The organism is Streptomyces sp. NPDC001100 (assembly GCF_053598575.1).
Genome location: NZ_JBSFKO010000035.1, coordinates 1 through 16,305 on the forward strand (window position 1 = coordinate 1; position 16,305 = coordinate 16,305).

The 16,305-nt window shown below is 70.7% G+C and carries 15 protein-coding genes; 10 read left to right on the forward strand and 5 right to left on the reverse strand.

Features of this window, described 5'->3' with window-relative positions:
• From ACWDEW_RS36960 to mgrA, 4 genes are all read right to left on the reverse strand, one after another.
• Positions 1-545 (reverse strand): (2Fe-2S)-binding protein (locus ACWDEW_RS36960; RefSeq protein WP_450518906.1); only part of this gene is annotated, 545 nt, incomplete at its 3' end.
• A gap of 2 nt (positions 546-547) precedes the next feature.
• Complete coding sequence (locus tag ACWDEW_RS36965; protein WP_450518908.1) at positions 548-1,429, reverse strand: FAD binding domain-containing protein; 882 nt, start codon at positions 1,427-1,429, stop codon at positions 548-550.
• A 110-nt stretch (positions 1,430-1,539) separates the two neighbouring features.
• Positions 1,540-2,535 (reverse strand): Dyp-type peroxidase, encoded by a 996-nt coding sequence (locus ACWDEW_RS36970; RefSeq protein WP_450518910.1) that lies wholly within the window; start codon positions 2,533-2,535, stop codon positions 1,540-1,542.
• A 61-nt stretch (positions 2,536-2,596) separates the two neighbouring features.
• Positions 2,597-3,640: an L-glyceraldehyde 3-phosphate reductase gene (gene mgrA, locus ACWDEW_RS36975; protein ID WP_450519101.1), complete on the reverse strand. Its 1,044-nt coding sequence runs from the start codon at positions 3,638-3,640 to the stop codon at positions 2,597-2,599.
• A 145-nt stretch (positions 3,641-3,785) separates the two neighbouring features.
• Between mgrA and ACWDEW_RS36980 the strand changes: the two genes are divergently transcribed.
• The 7 genes from ACWDEW_RS36980 (at position 3,786) to ACWDEW_RS37010 (ending at position 10,553) form a co-directional block, all read left to right on the forward strand.
• Positions 3,786-4,760: an LLM class flavin-dependent oxidoreductase gene (locus ACWDEW_RS36980; RefSeq protein ID WP_450518912.1), complete on the forward strand. Its 975-nt coding sequence runs from the start codon at positions 3,786-3,788 to the stop codon at positions 4,758-4,760.
• 5 nt (positions 4,761-4,765) lie between these two features.
• Positions 4,766-5,314, forward strand: coding sequence for an AMP-binding enzyme (locus ACWDEW_RS36985; protein ID WP_450518914.1), 549 nt, complete (start codon positions 4,766-4,768; stop codon positions 5,312-5,314).
• A 50-nt stretch (positions 5,315-5,364) separates the two neighbouring features.
• On the forward strand, positions 5,365-5,802 hold the full coding sequence (locus tag ACWDEW_RS36990; protein ID WP_450518916.1) for a Fur family transcriptional regulator: 438 nt from the start codon (positions 5,365-5,367) through the stop codon (positions 5,800-5,802).
• A gap of 33 nt (positions 5,803-5,835) precedes the next feature.
• Entirely contained in the window at positions 5,836-8,046 is a 2,211-nt protein-coding gene (gene katG, locus ACWDEW_RS36995; RefSeq protein ID WP_450518918.1) for a catalase/peroxidase HPI, read from the forward strand.
• Between the two features lie 111 nt (positions 8,047-8,157).
• Complete coding sequence (locus ACWDEW_RS37000) at positions 8,158-9,747, forward strand: serine/threonine-protein kinase (RefSeq protein WP_450518920.1); 1,590 nt, start codon at positions 8,158-8,160, stop codon at positions 9,745-9,747.
• 9 nt (positions 9,748-9,756) lie between these two features.
• Entirely contained in the window at positions 9,757-10,209 is a 453-nt protein-coding gene (locus ACWDEW_RS37005; RefSeq protein WP_450518922.1) for a flavodoxin family protein, read from the forward strand.
• A 113-nt stretch (positions 10,210-10,322) separates the two neighbouring features.
• The gene (locus ACWDEW_RS37010; protein WP_427924799.1) at positions 10,323-10,553 is read left to right on the forward strand and encodes a chaplin; all 231 of its coding nucleotides are present in this window, start codon (positions 10,323-10,325) and stop codon (positions 10,551-10,553) included.
• A gap of 54 nt (positions 10,554-10,607) precedes the next feature.
• Here ACWDEW_RS37010 and ACWDEW_RS37015 read toward each other — a convergent pair whose 3' ends face one another.
• On the reverse strand, positions 10,608-11,282 hold the full coding sequence (locus ACWDEW_RS37015; RefSeq protein ID WP_450518924.1) for a hypothetical protein: 675 nt from the start codon (positions 11,280-11,282) through the stop codon (positions 10,608-10,610).
• A gap of 262 nt (positions 11,283-11,544) precedes the next feature.
• Between ACWDEW_RS37015 and ACWDEW_RS37020 the strand changes: the two genes are divergently transcribed.
• From ACWDEW_RS37020 to nhaA, 3 genes are all read left to right on the forward strand, one after another.
• Positions 11,545-12,465 (forward strand): SGNH/GDSL hydrolase family protein, encoded by a 921-nt coding sequence (locus ACWDEW_RS37020; protein ID WP_450518926.1) that lies wholly within the window; start codon positions 11,545-11,547, stop codon positions 12,463-12,465.
• A 115-nt stretch (positions 12,466-12,580) separates the two neighbouring features.
• Positions 12,581-14,221, forward strand: coding sequence for a phosphoglucomutase (alpha-D-glucose-1,6-bisphosphate-dependent) (gene pgm / locus ACWDEW_RS37025; RefSeq protein ID WP_450518928.1), 1,641 nt, complete (start codon positions 12,581-12,583; stop codon positions 14,219-14,221).
• 104 nt (positions 14,222-14,325) lie between these two features.
• Positions 14,326-16,212 carry a Na+/H+ antiporter NhaA gene (gene nhaA, locus ACWDEW_RS37030; RefSeq protein WP_450518930.1) on the forward strand — a complete coding sequence of 629 codons (1,887 nt, stop codon included), beginning with the start codon at positions 14,326-14,328 and terminating at the stop codon, positions 16,210-16,212.
• Positions 16,213-16,305: the final 93 nt, after the last annotated feature.

Below are 16,305 nucleotides of genomic sequence, written 5' to 3' on the forward strand. Positions count from 1 at the left end.
GCCGAAGCCGAAGCCGAAGCCGAAGCCGAAGCCGAAGCCGAAGCCGAAGCCGAAGTGGCCTGTGTTTCCAGGGAAGTTCGGGTGCCCGCCTCCTCGGCCGCCGCCCACCGGATCGAGCGGACGATGGTCGCGTAGCCGGTGCAGCGGCAGATCTGCCCGGAGATCGCCTCCCGGATCTCCGTGTCGGAGGGGTCGGGGTTGCGGTCCAGCAGCGCACGCGCGGTCATCATCATGCCGGGGGTGCAGAAGCCGCACTGCAGGCCGTGGCACTCGACGAACCCGCGCTGCACCGGGTCGAGTTCACCGTTCTGTTCAAGTCCTTCCACGGTGCGCACCTCGTGGCCGCCCGCCATCGCGGCCAGTACGGTGCAGGACTTGACCGGTTCGCCGTCCAACCACACCACGCACGTACCGCAGTTGCTGGTGTCGCACCCCCAGTGGGTGCCGGTCAGCCGGAGGTGGTCGCGCAGGAAGTGGACCAGTAGCAGCCGCCCCTCTATCTCCCGGGTGACCTCTTCGCCGTTGACGACCATGCTGACCTGCACGATCACACCTCCTGTTCGTCGATGCGGGCCACGGACCGACGCAGCACGCGCACGGTCAACTCCCGTGCCAGATGGCGCTTGTACTCGGCGCTGCCGCGCCGGTCGGTCACGGGGGAGCAGGCCTCGGCGGCGATATCCCCGGCCTGTCCGTACAGTTCTTCGGTCGGCCGCCGGCCGCGCAGGGCGTCGGCGATGCCGGGGATCCCGGCGGTGTTGGGTCCCACGGCGGCGAGTCCCACCCGGGCGTCGGCGATCAGCCCGTTGCCGTCCAGCCATACCGCGGCACCGGCGGACACCACCGCCCAGTCACCGGCCCGGCGCTCCACCTTCTCGTACGCGCTGGAGCCGTTCGGCCGGACCGGGAAGCGGACCTCGGTGAGGATCTCGGCGTCGCCGACGGCGGTCTCGTACGGTCCCCGGTGGAAGTCCTCCATGGACACCACCCGTTCGCCGTCCCTGCCCTGGATCACGCAGCTCGCGTCGAGCGTCGTGCACACGGCTGACAGGTCCTCGGACGGATCCGCCTGGCACAGGGAGCCGCCGAGCGTGCCCCGGTTGCGCACCACGGGGTCGGCGATGACGCGCTCGGCGTCACGGAACACCGGGAAGGCGGCGGCGAGTTCGTCCGACTCCAGCAGCTCGCGGTGCCGGGTCATCGCGCCGATGCGGATCAGCCCGGGTTCGACCCGGACGTAACCCAGTTCGTCGTGCAGGTCGTTGATGTCGATCAGGTACTCGAAGTTGGCCAGCCGCAACTTCATCATCGGGATCAGACTGTGCCCGCCGGCCACCAGGCGTGCCGTGTCGCCCAGCCGGTCGAGCAGCGCGACCGCCTCGCCCACGCTGCCGACCCGCTGGTACTCGAACGGAGCGGGAACCTGCATACCGCAATCCCCCTGTCCTGCACGGCAGTTGACCGGTCGGCCGGACGCCGCGTCCGGGCCTCATTGGGCGCCCGGCGGACAGGGGTGTCAACGGCTGGTTAACCATTCACTTAAGTTGCCTGCCCCGGGGAAGCGGGCAGGTCGTCCAGGAAGTCCGCCGAGGGGACGAAGAAGAGACTCCCGGTGACGGCCGTGGAGAAGTCCAGGATGCGGTCGTGGGAGGCGGAGTCGGTGCCCAGGAACATGTTGCGCAGCATCTGCTCGGTGACCGAGGGCGTGCGGGCGTACCCGATGAAGTAGGTGCCGAACTCGCCCTGGGCCGCGCTGCCGAACGGCATGTTGTCGCGCAGGATCTTCCGCTCGGTGCCGTCCGGGCCCGTGATGACGTTGAGGGCGATGTGCGAGTCGGCAGGTTTGACCTCGTCGTCCATCTCCATGTTGGTCAACTTCGTGCGCCCGACGGCCCGTTCCTGCTGCTCCACCGTCAACGCGTTCCAGGCCGCCATGTCGTGGACGTACTTCTGCACGATCACATAGCTGCCGCCCGCGAACTCCGGGTCCTCGCCACCGACCACCACGGCCTGACGGGCCGCCTCCCCGACGGGGTTCTCCGTGCCGTCGACGAAGCCCAGCAGATCCCGTACGTCGAAGTACTGGAACCCCGACACCTCGTCGCGCACGGAGACCGCGCCGCCGAGCCGGCCCATGATCTCGGTGACCAGCTCGAAGCACAGGTCGGCCCGTACGGCCTTGATGTGGAACAGCAGGTCGCCCGGGGTGGAGACGGCGGTGTGACGCTCGCCGGTGAGTTCGCGGAACGGGTGCAGTTCGGCGGGGCGCGGACCGTCGAACAGCCGGTCCCACGCCTCCGACCCGATGCCGGTCACACAGCTGAGCCGCCCGTCCGGCGCGCGGAACCCGATGGACCGGATCAACCCGCCCAGATCCCCGAGGAGTTGGCGCACCGACTCCTCGCCGCCGGGCTCCACGGTGACGACGAGGAAGGTCGCGCTGGGAGTCAGGGACTCCAGCACCGCCTGCGTGGTCGGGGCGGTCTCGCCGCCGCTGGTGCCGTCCAGGTGCTCGACCGAGCCGTCAACTGTCATGTACGTCGTGCCTCCGCGGTGTCCTGGAAGGTGCCGGCCACCGCGGCCGGCACCTTGAGGTTCACCCGAGTTTCCCAGTCCGCGCGTCCCGCCACAGATCCACCCCGCCGTCCACGGCGTGCGAGTCGATCTCGGCCAGCTCCTCGTCGCTGAAGTCCAGGTTGTCCAGCGCGGCCACGTTCTGTTCGAGCTGCTCCGCGCGCGAGGCGCCGATGACCAGCGAGGTGACCCGCTCGTCGCGCAGCGCCCAGGCGAGTGCCATCTGCGCCAGGGTCTGACCGCGCTTGGCCGCGATGTCGTTGAGCGCGCGCAGCCGGCGCACCATGTCCTCGGTCAGCCAGCCCGCGTCGAACGACGTGCCCTGCGCGGCCCGCGAGCCCTCCGGAACGCCGTCCAGGTAGCGCCCGGTCAGCAGCCCCTGCGCCAGCGCCGTGAAACCGATGACGCCGAAGCCCTCGTCCTGAGCGGCGTCGAGCAGCCCGTCGGTCTCGATCCACCGGTTGAGCATGCTGTACGACGGCTGGTGGATGAGCAGCGGAGTGCCCAGGTCGCGGAGGATCGCGGCGGCCTCACGGGACCGCTCGGCGTCGTAGGACGAGATGCCGACGTAGAGGGCCTTGCCCTGGCGGACGGCGGTGTCCAGCGCGCCCATGGTCTCTTCGAGCGGGGTGCCGGCGTCGAGGCGGTGGGAGTAGAAGATGTCCACGTAGTCGAGGCCGGTCCGCTTGAGGGACTGGTCGAGGGAGGCCAGCACGTACTTGCGGGAGCCGCCGCCCTGGCCGTAGGGGCCGGGCCACATGTCCCAGCCGGCCTTGGTGGAGACGATCAGCTCGTCCCGGTACGGCGCGAGGTCCTGCTTCAGCAGCCGACCGAAGTTCTGCTCGGCGGCGCCGTAGGGCGGGCCGTAGTTGTTCGCCAGGTCGTGGTGGGTGATGCCGAGGTCGAAGGCGCGCAGCGCGATCTCGCGCTGGGTCTCGAACGGCCGGTCGTCACCGAAGTTGTGCCAGTAGCCCAGCGACAGAAGAGGCAGGTCGAGCCCCGAGCGGCCCGTGCGGCGGTAGCGCATCGTGCTGTCGTAGCGCCCCGGATCTGCGATGTGGTTCACCGCGCCCACTCTGCCCCCGCCCGCCGAGTGCGTCCAACCGATCGCGGTCATCGCATTCAGCAGCGCCGGCGCATAATCCGGCAGCGGATCGCTGAGCGGACCGCTGCTGTTCGGCGGCCCCTCGCTCGTCTCTGGGGTCCTGTTCATGAACTGCGACATACCGGTGGGCGTCGACCCGGTGGGCGCCGGCGGGGAACCGCCTCGGATCGGCGTGCGCGTCCCGCCCTGTGACCGGGCGGACCGGGTGGCCCGGACCGCCCGGCGGGCCGAGGAGCTCGGCTTCGACCAAGTGTGCTTCCCCGACTCGCAGTTGCTGTGGCGGGACGTGTTCACCACCCTCACCGCTATGGCCTTCGCCACCGAGCGGATCGGCCTCGGCACCGCCGTCACCAACCTCGCCACCCGGCATCCGTCCGTCGTGGCGTCGGCCGCGCGCAGCGTCGCCGAACTCGCGCCCGGCAGGTTCACCCTCGGCCTCGGCGTGGGCAACAGCTCCGTGGGACCCGTGGGCCCGCCGCAGACCGGCTCGGCGGCACTGCGCGAGGGGCTGACCATGCTGTGCGCCCTGCTGGACGGGCAGGAGTGGGACTTCGAGGGCAAGGTCCGTTCCCGGTTGCGCGACCCGCAGCCGTCCGTTCCGCTGCACCTGGCGGCCAGCGGACCCCGCAACCTGCGCCTTGCCGGGGAGATCGCCGACGGCGTCATCCTGCTCAGCGGTGTTTCACCGCGCACCCTGGCCGCCGCCACGGCCCGGGTCCGGGAGGGCGCCGAGGCGGCCGGCCGGAGCGCCGGGAAACTCCCGGTGACCGTGTCCGCGTTCTGCGAGGTGACCGACGACATCGAGGCCGACGCCCGCCTGATCAAACCGATCTGCGCCTCGATCGCCCAGAACGGCGGCGCGTCCTTCCTCGCCCTCGCGGGCATCCACGTGGACGTCCCCGCGACGGTCGAGGGCGTCTACCCGGACCTCGTGCACGCCGAGGACTGGGACGCGGCCGTGGAGATCTGCTCAGCTGGGACCAGCGACGAGGCGGCCGTCCGCTTCGCCGAGGAGTTCTGCCTCTTCGGCACGGCCGCCCAGATCACCGAACGGCTGCGCACCTGCGCGCCTCGGGAGTGACCGACGTGTTCCTCCAGCACGTCGGCTCCTACGACCCGCCCACCGACCTGATCGAGACCGTCCGCAGCGCACACCGATTCGCCTTCTGCACCGGCTGCTTGGGGGAGCCCGAACCCGGTCCCACCGAGTGGCGGCGCACCGGCGACCGGGTGGTGCGCGAGCCCGACGGGTGGTTCCGGTTCGTCGACCGGATCAAGGACGTCATCCGGCGGCGCGGCGAGAACATCTCCTCGCACGAGGTGGAGTCCGCCGTCCGCGCGCACCCGGCGGTCGCCGACGCGGCGGCCTTCCCCGTCCCCTCGGAGCTGGCCGAGGACGAGGTCATGGCCGCGGTGGTCCCCGCGCCCGGACAGGTACTGGACCTCCGGGACCTCGTACGGCACTGCGCGGAGGAGCTGCCCCCGTTCGCGGTGCCCCGCTACCTCGACACCGTCCGTGAACTCCCGCTCACCGAGACCGGCAAAGTTCGCAAGGCGTCATTGCGGGACCGTGGGGTCTCCGCCACCACCTGGGACCGCTCCACATCTCCCATCCCGACACGACATCAAACTTGAACCGTTTGTTTTCTTGAATCACTCGTGTTTATGGCTGTAGGTTGAGCGCCATGACCGCTTCCCCGCCTCCGACCACCGCCGAGGAGCTGCGCGGTGCCGGCCTGCGGGTGACGGCAGCCCGCGTCGCGCTGCTGGAGACCGTTCGCCGCGGTGACCACCTCGATGTCGAGGCCGTCGCCTCCGGGGTCCGTGACCGCGTAGGACACATATCGCTCCAGGCTGTCTACGACGCCCTCCACGCGCTGACCTCGGCAGGACTCATACGCCGTATCGAACCGGCAGGCAGTCCCGCCCGCTTCGAAGGACGCGTCGGCGACAACCACCACCACCTCATGTGCAGGTCGTGCGGTTCGGTCGCCGACGTCGACTGCGCGGTCGGCGAGGCACCCTGCCTGACCGCCTCCGACGACCACGGCTTCTCGATCGACGAGGCCGAGGTCATCTACTGGGGTCTGTGCCCCGCCTGTACCGCCGCCCCCAGTTCCTGAGTCACGTGATCCACCCCGTTTGGAAGGATTCCCATGTCTGAGAACCACGACGCAATCGTCACGGACGCGAAGTCGGAGGACGCCGGGGGCTGCCCCGTCGCGCACGGGCGCGCCCCGCACCCGACCCAGGGCGGCGGTAACCGTCAGTGGTGGCCCGAGCGCCTCAACCTGAAGATCCTCGCCAAGGACCCGGTGGTCGCGAACCCGCTCGGCGCGGACTTCGACTACGCCGCGGCCTTCGAGGCCCTCGACCTCGCGGCCGTCAAACAGGACATCGCCGAGGTGCTGACCACCTCGCAGGACTGGTGGCCGGCGGACTTCGGCAACTACGGCCCGCTGATGATCCGTATGGCCTGGCACAGCGCCGGCACCTACCGCATCAGCGACGGCCGCGGCGGTGGCGGCCGCGGCCAGCAGCGCTTCGCTCCGCTCAACAGCTGGCCGGACAACGGCAACCTCGACAAGGCCCGCCGTCTGCTGTGGCCGGTCAAGAAGAAGTACGGCCAGTCCATCTCCTGGGCCGACCTCATGATCCTCACCGGCAACGTCGCGCTGGAGACCATGGGCTTCGAGACCTTCGGCTTCGGCGGCGGCCGCGCCGATGTCTGGGAGGCCGACGAGGACGTCTACTGGGGTCCCGAGACCACCTGGCTCGACGACCAGCGCTACACCGGCGACCGTGAGCTGGAGAACCCGCTCGGCGCCGTCCAGATGGGCCTCATCTACGTCAACCCCGAGGGCCCCAACGGCAACCCGGACCCGCTGGCCGCGGCCCGCGACATCCGCGAGACCTTCCGCCGCATGGCGATGAACGACGAGGAGACCGTCGCCCTCATCGCCGGTGGCCACACCTTCGGCAAGACCCACGGCGCCGGCCCGGCCGAGTCGGTCGGCGACGACCCCGAGGCCGCCCCGCTGGAGCAGCAGGGCCTCGGCTGGAAGTCCACCTACGGCACCGGCAAGGGCGGCGACGCCATCACCTCCGGTCTTGAGGTCACCTGGACCACCAAGCCCACCCAGTGGAGCAACGACTTCTTCGACATCCTCTTCGGCTACGAGTGGGAGCTCACCCAGAGCCCCGCCGGCGCCAACCAGTGGGTGGCCAAGGACGCCGAGGCGATCATCCCCGACGCCCACAGCGACGCCAAGAAGCTCCCCACGATGCTCACCACCGACCTCTCGCTGCGCTTCGACCCGATCTACGGTGAGATCTCCAAGCGCTTCCACGAGAACCCGGCCGAGTTCGCGGACGCCTTCGCCCGCGCCTGGTACAAGCTGACCCACCGCGACCTGGGCCCGAAGTCCCTGTACCTCGGCCCTGAGGTCCCGTCCGAGACCCTGCTGTGGCAGGACCCGCTGCCGCAGGCCGAGGGCGAGACCATCGACGCCGCCGACATCACGGCCCTCAAGGCGAAGCTCCTCGCCTCCGGCCTGACCGTCTCGCAGCTCGTGTCCACCGCGTGGGCGTCCGCCTCCACCCACCGGGGCAGCGACAAGCGCGGCGGCGCCAACGGCGCCCGCATCCGCCTGGAGCCGCAGCGCGGCTGGGAAGCCAACGACCCCGACCAGCTCGCTCAGGTGCTGCGGGTCCTCGAAGGCATCCAGCAGGAGTTCAACTCCGGCGCCAAGAAGGTCTCTCTCGCCGACCTGATCGTCCTCGGCGGTGCCGCCGCGGTCGAGAAGGCCGCCAAGGACGGCGGCGTCGACGTGGAGGTCCCCTTCACGCCGGGCCGTGTCGACGCGACCGAGGAGCACACCGACGTAGAGTCGTTCGCCGCGCTGGAGCCGACCTCCGACGGCTTCCGCAACTACCTCGGCAAGGGCAACCGCCTCCCCGCCGAGTACCTGCTGCTCGACCGGGCGAACCTGCTCACGCTGACCGCCCCCGAGCTGACCGTCCTCGTCGGCGGCCTGCGCGTCCTGGGCGCCAACCAGGGCCAGTCCACCCACGGTGTCCTCACCGACAGGGTCGGCACGCTGACGAACGACTTCTTCGTCAACCTGCTGGACCTGGGCACCACCTGGTCCTCGACCTCCTCGGACCAGCAGACCTTCGAGGCCCGTGACGCCTCCGGCGCGGTCAAGTGGACCGGCACCCGTGCCGACCTGGTCTTCGGCTCGAACTCCGAACTCCGCGCGCTCGCCGAGGTCTACGCGAGCGACGACGCGAAGGAGAAGTTCGTGAAGGACTTCGTCGACGCGTGGGTCAAGGTCTCCAACCTGGACCGCTTCGACCTGATCTGAGCAGTCCGCACCACCTGACGTCCGGGTCGGCCCACATGGGTCGGCCCGGACGTTTCTCATCCTCCGAACTCGAAGCACAGGAGTGCACGTTCGTCACATAAGCTCCTCCGCATGAACGAGGGGGAGACCGACAGACGGGTCGTCGACGGCCGCTTCGAGCTCGAATCACGGCTCGGCGGCGGAGGCATGGGCACGGTGTGGCGCGCCCGCGACCTGCTGCTGCACCGCTATGTCGCCGTCAAGGAGGTCCGGCCGCCGGACCTCGACCTCGCCGAGTACGACTCCGGCGCGGCGGAGATGCTCCGCCAGCGGGTCCTGCGCGAGGCACGCGCCCTGGCCCGGGTCGAGCACCCGAACGTGGTGACGATCCATCACATCGTCGACGGCGGCGAGGGCACCTACCCCTGGCTCGTCATGGAACTCGTCCAAGGCGGTTCACTGGCCGACCGGTTGGAGCGGGGACCGATGGAACCGGCGGAAGCAGCCCGGCTCGGCTCCGGAGTCCTCGACGCCCTCAACGCGGCACACCAGGCAGGCGTCCAGCACCGCGACGTGAAACCCGCCAACGTCCTGCTGCGCACCGACGGCCGCCCCGTCCTCACCGACTTCGGCATCGCCGCGATCCGCGACGCCACGGCCCTCACCGCCACCGGCTCCATCATCGGCACCCCCGACTACATGGCCCCGGAACGCGTCTCCGGCCACAGCGGCGGCCCCGCCGCCGACCTGTGGTCGCTGGCGATGATGCTCTACGTCGCCGTCGAGGGCCACCACCCGCTCCGGCGCGGTACGACCCTGGCCACGCTCGCCGCCGTACTCCAGGAGGAGGTCCCGCCACCGGTGCGGGCCGGGGCGCTGACGCCCATGCTGTCCTGCGTCCTGGTCCGCGATCCCGAGGCGCGGCCGGACGCGGGGACGGTGGGCCGGATGCTGGCGACGGCGGCGGCCCAGCCGGTGGCCCACGGGCCCGAGACCACGTCGTACCCGCTGGCACCCCCGGCTCCGCCGGTGCTGCCGACCACCGACAACATGCAGGCGGTACGGCGACGCGGGCGACCGGGCGTCGCGGTCGCCTCCAGCGTGGTGGGCGTACTGCTGATCGGGACGCTTGCCTGGAAGGTGCTGCCGGGCGGGAACGACAACAACGGCAATGGTTCGGCGGCGTCGCCGGGAACTGGTGGGAAGACGCAGCAGACCTCGCCCACTTCCACGCCCACCTCCTCCGGTGGCACGTCCACGAAGACCACCGACCTGCTTACCCCGAGCGGCATCCGCACCGCGATCAAGGCCATCGAGCAGAAGTCGGGACGGGACAGTTTCGGCAACCTGAGCGTCTATCCCGACTACGTCCTGGCGGATGTGATGGTCAAGGGCAGCAACACCAAGTTCGACTCGTACACCTACCGTGTCGGCGGCGGTGTGGAGGAGGGGATCATCAAGGACAAGCTGATGGACGGGTATGAGCCGGTGGACCTGGGGAAGTTCGACTGGGACGCCGTCCCCGAGTTGCTCACCCGCGCGGGGAAAGTGCTCAACGTGAAGAATCCGACGTCCCGTTACCTGTTGGTCGAGGGCCCGTGGAAGACCTTCGACGAGCCCGCGAACATGTCCGTCTACCTGAGTGACGAGTACGGGTCGAGCGGCTACCTGGAAGCCACCCCCCAGGGCAAGGTGACCAAGACGTATCCGGCCGACGAGTAAGTTCACCCCGTGCCCACCCTCCTGATCGTCCATCACACCCCCTCGCCCAACTGCCAGGCGATGTTCGAAGCCGTCGTCTCCGGAGCCACGACACCAGAGATCGAGAACGTACAGGTCGTACGGCGTGCCGCCCTGTCCACGACCGCGTCCGACGTGCTGGCCGCCGACGGGTATCTGCTCGGTACGCCCGCGAACCTCGGCTACATGTCCGGCGCGCTGAAGCACTTCTTCGACCAGATCTACTACCCGTGCCTGGACGAGACGCGCGGCAGGCCCTTCGGGTACTACGTGCACGGCGGCAACGACGTGACGGGAGCCGTGCGCGGCATCGAGGCGATCACGACCGGGCTTGGCTGGCGGCGGGTCGCGGAGCCGGTGACGCTCACCGGCGAACCCGACAGGGCGGGCACCGAGGCCTGCTGGGAACTCGGGGCGACGGTCGCCGCCGGACTGACGGACTGAGCGGGCGGCCCGGAGGGACGGCCACCACCCGTTCGGACGCCGAAGAGTGTCGTCACCCCCGGGAGCACCGTCAGCGTGGAGGGACATGCCCCTCCGAATGACAGGAGTTCTCCATGAGGAAGCGTCTGACGGCCGCGGTGGGTCTGGCGGGTGCGGCACTGCTGCTGTGCGCCGGTACGGCGAGCGCTGACCCCGACCCCGTCGGCGTCGCCGTCGACAGCCCGGGCGTGCTCTCCGGAAACGTCGTCCAGATCCCCATCGACCTGGACCTCAATGTGTGCGGCAACACGATCAACGTGATCGGTCTGCTGAACCCGGCGGTGGGCAACCACTGCGAGGGCTGAGCGGCCGTACCGTGAACGAGCCGCAGGTGTCGTGCCCGCGGCTCGTTCCGCGTTTCACGGGACGTCGGTCAGCCGGTGCAGCGGAGTGCCGTGGGCCCAGCGCCGTAATCGTGTGCCGTCGATGAGCTGCACGCAGCCCTGACGGCGCGCCCACTGCACATCACGACTGCTGAAGGTCCCCCGGTGGACCACGAGGCGCAGGTGCGGACCGGAGCCGGCCGTGCGGCCCGAGCGCGTCGGTGCCTCCTCGTCGGGCAGCGGTTCGGCGACGGGCCGGAAGGCCACCTCCAGATGGCGACCGCGCCGGTCGCGGGCCCGCACCCGGGGCCGGCCCAGCGCGTCGGGTCGGGCGAGCGCCCGCCAGCCGTCGCGGCGCAGCATCCGGGACACGGCCAGCGCGAGGCCCTCCACGTCCAGGTCGGCGATCTCCTCGGGCGTGTAGAAACCGAGGCGGCGACGGGCCAGTGGGCGGTGGTGCACGACCGCGGCCGCGGCGATCACGCCGAGCAGCGCAAGTCCGCCGACGAGCGCGCCGGTGCCGAGGGCGCGGTACGCCACGGCGAGGCCGGCCACGATCCCGCACACGACGACGGCCACGACCACCAGCGCGGGCAGCACCTCGCGCAGTCCGGGACCGTAGCGTCCCTGGGCGCGCAGCGCGCTGATCGTCTCGCGTCGCCGCGAACGGCGCGACGCGCGTTTCTCGTGCCTCCGCAACCTCTGCGTCAACAGGGCCAACTCCCCCCACCCCCAAGCGCGTTGGCGCCTGCCGTAGAGATACCCGGCGGAGACGGTCCATGTGCGTGGCGCCGGGAACCGGCCACCGAACCGGCCGAACCATTTCGGCGCGCCTTGCCCCTGGGGGCAGCGAACTCCTCCCTTCCGACCTCTGGCACGCCGGGCTACCGACCGGTATACAAGGCCAGTTGAAGGAGAGACGACCACGTCGGGCCCGGTCCGTCGCGCGTCTCCTACCTGGGGGAGGAACTCCATGAACCGTGAGACGCATCCGGCCGCGTCGGCGCACCACCGCGGCAGGGCCGTGGCGGTCGCGGCGGCGGTCAGCGGCTGCGCCCTCGTCGTCGCGTCCGCGGCGCCCGCGGCGGCGCACGACTCGGGACACGGCCACGACCGCACCACGCAGTACGTGGCGCTCGGGGACTCCTACACGTCGGGCCCGTACATACCGACCCAGGTGGACGCCAACTGCGCCCGCTCCGACCACAATTACCCCTCGGTGGTGACGGCGGACCAGAGAGGGACCGTGCTCACGGACGTGAGCTGCAGTGGGGCGACGACCGCGGAGATGTGGCAGGCGCAGGGCACCAACCCGCCCCAACTGGACGCCGTGCAGCGGGACACGGACCTGGTGACCGTCCAGATCGGCGGCAACGACATCGGGTTCAGCACCATCATCGGTACCTGCGTCAAGCTCAGCGCCACGGACCTGGCGGGCAACCCCTGCCAGCGCTACTACAATTCCTCCGGCGTCGACCAGTTGGCGCTGAACATCCTCAACACCGCGCCGAAGGTGACCAAGGTGCTGCGCGCGGTCCACAAGAAGGCACCGCACGCGCGCGTGCTCGTCGTCGGCTACCCGGACCTCCTGCCCGACGACGGCAGCGGCTGCTACCCCTCGGTGCCGTTCGCCGCGAAGGACTTCCCGTACCTCCGGGACACCGGCAAGCACCTCAACCTGATGCTCCGTCTGGTCGCCGCGCTCAACGGCGCGGAGTACGTCGACACCTACGGTCCGACCGTCGGCCACGACATGTGCAAGGCGCCCGCCGACCGCTGGATCGAGCCGCTGCAGCCCGCGTCCCCGGCGGCTCCCGCGCACCCCAACGCGAAGGGCGAGGCGGCCATGGCGGGCGCGGTGCTCAAGCAGCTCGACCGGCGCCACCGGTACTGACGGACAGCGCGGGCCCGGGTTTTCCACAGGCGGCGGGGGTGTACTCGCGAAACACGCCTCTGACGAGCAAAGATGGGGCCGTACGCGAAGTCGGTCGACATGGAGGAGCGGGCAGATGCCACACGAGCGAGCGGGCGAACAGGCCCGTGCCGAGGATCTCGTAGACGTAGCCCGACTGGTCACCGCGTACTACGCGCTGCACCCGGACCCCGCCGAGCCGGGGCAGCGCGTCGCGTTCGGCACCTCCGGGCACCGCGGGTCGTCCCTGAACACGGCGTTCAACGAGGACCACATCGCCGCCACCAGCCAGGCCATCTGCGAGTACCGGGCCGGACAGGGCACCGACGGCCCGCTCTTCCTCGGCGCCGACACCCACGCGCTGTCCGAGCCCGCGCAGGTCACCGCCCTGGAGGTGTTCGCCGCCAACGAGGTCACCGTCCTCATCGACAGCGCGGACGGCTACACGCCCACCCCCGCGGTGTCCCACGCGATCCTCACCCACAACCGCGGCCGGACCTCGGGTCTCGCGGACGGCGTCGTGGTCACCCCCTCGCACAACCCGCCCGCCGACGGCGGCTTCAAGTACAACCCGCCCAACGGCGGCCCGGCAGGCTCCGAGATCACCTCCTGGATCCAGGACCGCGCAAACGAGATCATCGCCGGCGGCATGAAGGACGTCCGCCGCATCCCCTACACGCAGGCCCTCGCCGCCCCCGGCACGGGCCGCTACGACTTCCTCGGCACATACGTCGCCGACCTGCCGAGCGTGCTCGACCTGGACGCGATCAGGACGGCCGGGGTGCGGATCGGTGCAGACCCGCTGGGCGGGGCGTCCGTCGCCTACTGGGGCCGGATCGCCGAGGAGCACCGGCTCGACCTCACCGTGGTCAATCCGCTCGCGGACCCGACCTGGCGGTTCATGACGCTGGACTGGGACGGCAAGATCCGCATGGACTGCTCGTCGCCGTACGCCATGGCCTCGCTGATCGCGCAGCGCGACCGGTTCGACATCGCCACGGGGAACGACGCCGACTCCGACCGGCACGGCATCGTCACCCCGGACGCGGGCCTGATGAACCCCAACCACTATCTGGCCGTGGCCATTTCGTACCTCTACTCCCACCGTGAGCAGTGGCCCGCGGATGCGGGGGTCGGCAAGACGCTGGTGTCCTCCTCGATGATCGACCGGGTCGCCGCCAACCTCGGGCGTCGGCTCGTGGAGGTGCCCGTCGGCTTCAAGTGGTTCGTGGACGGACTGGTCGACGGCTCCCTCGGCTTCGGCGGCGAGGAGTCGGCCGGCGCGTCCTTCCTGCGCCGGGACGGCTCCGTGTGGACCACCGACAAGGACGGCATCATCCTGGCGCTGCTCGCCAGCGAGATCACCGCGGTCACCGGGAAGACGCCCTCGCAGCACTACGCCGCCCTCACGGACCGCTTCGGCGCCCCGGCCTACGCCCGGATCGACGCCCCCGCGAACCGCGAGGAGAAGGCGCTGCTCGCCAAGCTCTCGCCCGCGCAGGTCAGCGCCGACACCCTGGCCGGTGAGCCCGTCACCGGCGTGCTCACCGAGGCGCCCGGCAACGGCGCGGCCCTCGGCGGGATCAAGGTGACCACCGCCAACGCCTGGTTCGCGGCCCGGCCCTCCGGCACCGAGGATGTGTACAAGATCTACGCCGAGTCCTTCCTCGGCCCCGACCACCTCGGCCAGGTGCAGGAGGAGGCCAGGGCCGTGGTCGGCGCGGCGCTGGGCGGCTGACCGTACCGTCTGCCGTGGTGTCGCCCGGGGCCGGAATGAACGGTGGGGCGGCCGGTGTTGGGCCGACACGTGAGTCACGACGCCAGGTGGAGTTGAAACCCCGTATGTCCCTCGAAACCACCGACTACACGGGGCAGACGTCGTGCGGCGACGAAGCCCGCACCCCGCTGCGCGACTTCCTGCGGACCGAGACCGGAAGCGCCGCCGTCCTCGTGGCGGCGGCGCTGGCCGCGCTCGTCTGGGCCAATGTCGCGCCGTCGGCCTACGAGTCGTTCTGGGGGACCCACCTCTCCGTCCGGCTCGGCTCGCACGGGGTCTCCCTCGATCTGCGCGAGTGGGTCAACAGTGGGCTGATGACGCTGTTCTTTCTCGTCGTCGGCCTGGAGGCGCGCCGCGAGTTCGACATGGGCGAGCTGCGCGAACGCAAGCGGCTGGCCCTGCCGCTCGTCGCGGGCCTGAGCGGCATGCTCGTGCCGGTCGGCATCTACCTGGCGATCAACGTGGGCCATGGCACGGCCGGCGGCTGGGGCGCGGCGATGTCCACCGACACGGCGTTCGCGCTCGGCATGCTGGCCGTCGTGGGCCGGGAGATGCCGCCCGGCCTGCGCGTCTTCCTCCTCACGATCACCGTCGTCGACGACTTCCTGGCGCTCGTGGTGATCGCCGTCTTCTACAGCGATCACATCGTCGTACCGGCGCTCCTCGTCGCCGTGGGCACGTTCGGCGTGATCGCGCTGCTGCTGCGGCGGTTCAGGGTGCGCCGGGGCCCGGTGTACGCCCTGCTCGGGCTCATCGCCTGGGTCGCCCTGCTGAAATCGGGCGTGGACCCCGTCGTCATCGGGCTCGCCATGGGGCTGATCACGTTCGCCTATCCGGCGGGCCGCGACGACCTGGAACGCGCCACCGGACTGTTCCGGCTCTTCCGCGAGCAGCCCACCCCCGAGCTGGAACGCGACGTACGGGCCGGCATCGCCGCGTCCATCTCCCCGAACGACCGTCTCCAGCGCATGTACCACCCGTGGGCGAGCTACGTCGTGGTCCCGCTGTTCGCGCTCGCCAACGCCGGCCTGCAGATCAGCGGGGAGCAGCTGGCCAGGGCCTTCACCTCGCCCGTCGGGCTGGGCATCCTCATCGGGTACGTGGTCGGCAAGCCGCTCGGCATCGTCTCCTCGACGGCGCTGACCAGCGTCCTGTCCCGCGGCCGGATCCGGCCGCCGGTCGGCTGGGGCGCCGTGACCGCGGGCGGCACCCTCGCGGGCGTCGGCTTCACCGTCTCCCTGCTGATCGCGACGCTCGCCTTCGACGGGACCACCCTGGAGGACGCGAAGACGGGCATCCTCAGCGCAGTCGTCGGCTCGTTCCTGGTCGCCCGGCTGGTCACCGGGGTGATCGGACTGCTGCCGCCGCAGATCCGGCCCCGGGTGCTGTTCGGCAGGGCGGAGACCATCGTCGACCTGTCCGTCCCCGTGGATCCCGACCGCGACCACCTGCGCGGCCCGCGGCACGCCCCGGTGACCGTCGTGGAGTACGGCGACTACGAGTGCCCGTACTGCGGCCAGGCCGAGCCGGTCGTCCGTGAACTGCTCGGCGAGTTCGGGGACGAGGTGCGCTACGTGTGGCGGCATCTCCCGCTCACCGACGTCCACCTGCACGCCCAGCTCGCCGCCGAGGCGGCTGAGGCCGCCGCGCTGCAGGGCCGTTACTGGGAGATGCACGACCTCCTGATGAGCCACCAGGGCGCCCTGCGTCTCAAGGACCTGCGGGGCTACGCCGAACAGCTCGGCCTGGACACCGCCCGCTTCGAACGGGACATGCGGGCCCACGCCGGGGCAGGCCATGTCGCCGAGGACGTGGAGTCGGCCGACCTCAGCGGGGTGGCCGGCACCCCCACCTTCTTCGTGAACGGCCGCAGGCACTACGGCGCGTACGACATCGAGGGTCTCTCGCAGGCCGTGCGGGCGGCCCGGGAGAAGGCCGCGCTCCGGGTCTAGACGGTGGGAATGCACCGAGGGGTGCCGGTGTTGGAACGCATGTAGCTGACATGCTCGGGACAAGATCCCGGGATGTGGGCGGAAGGAGGTCCT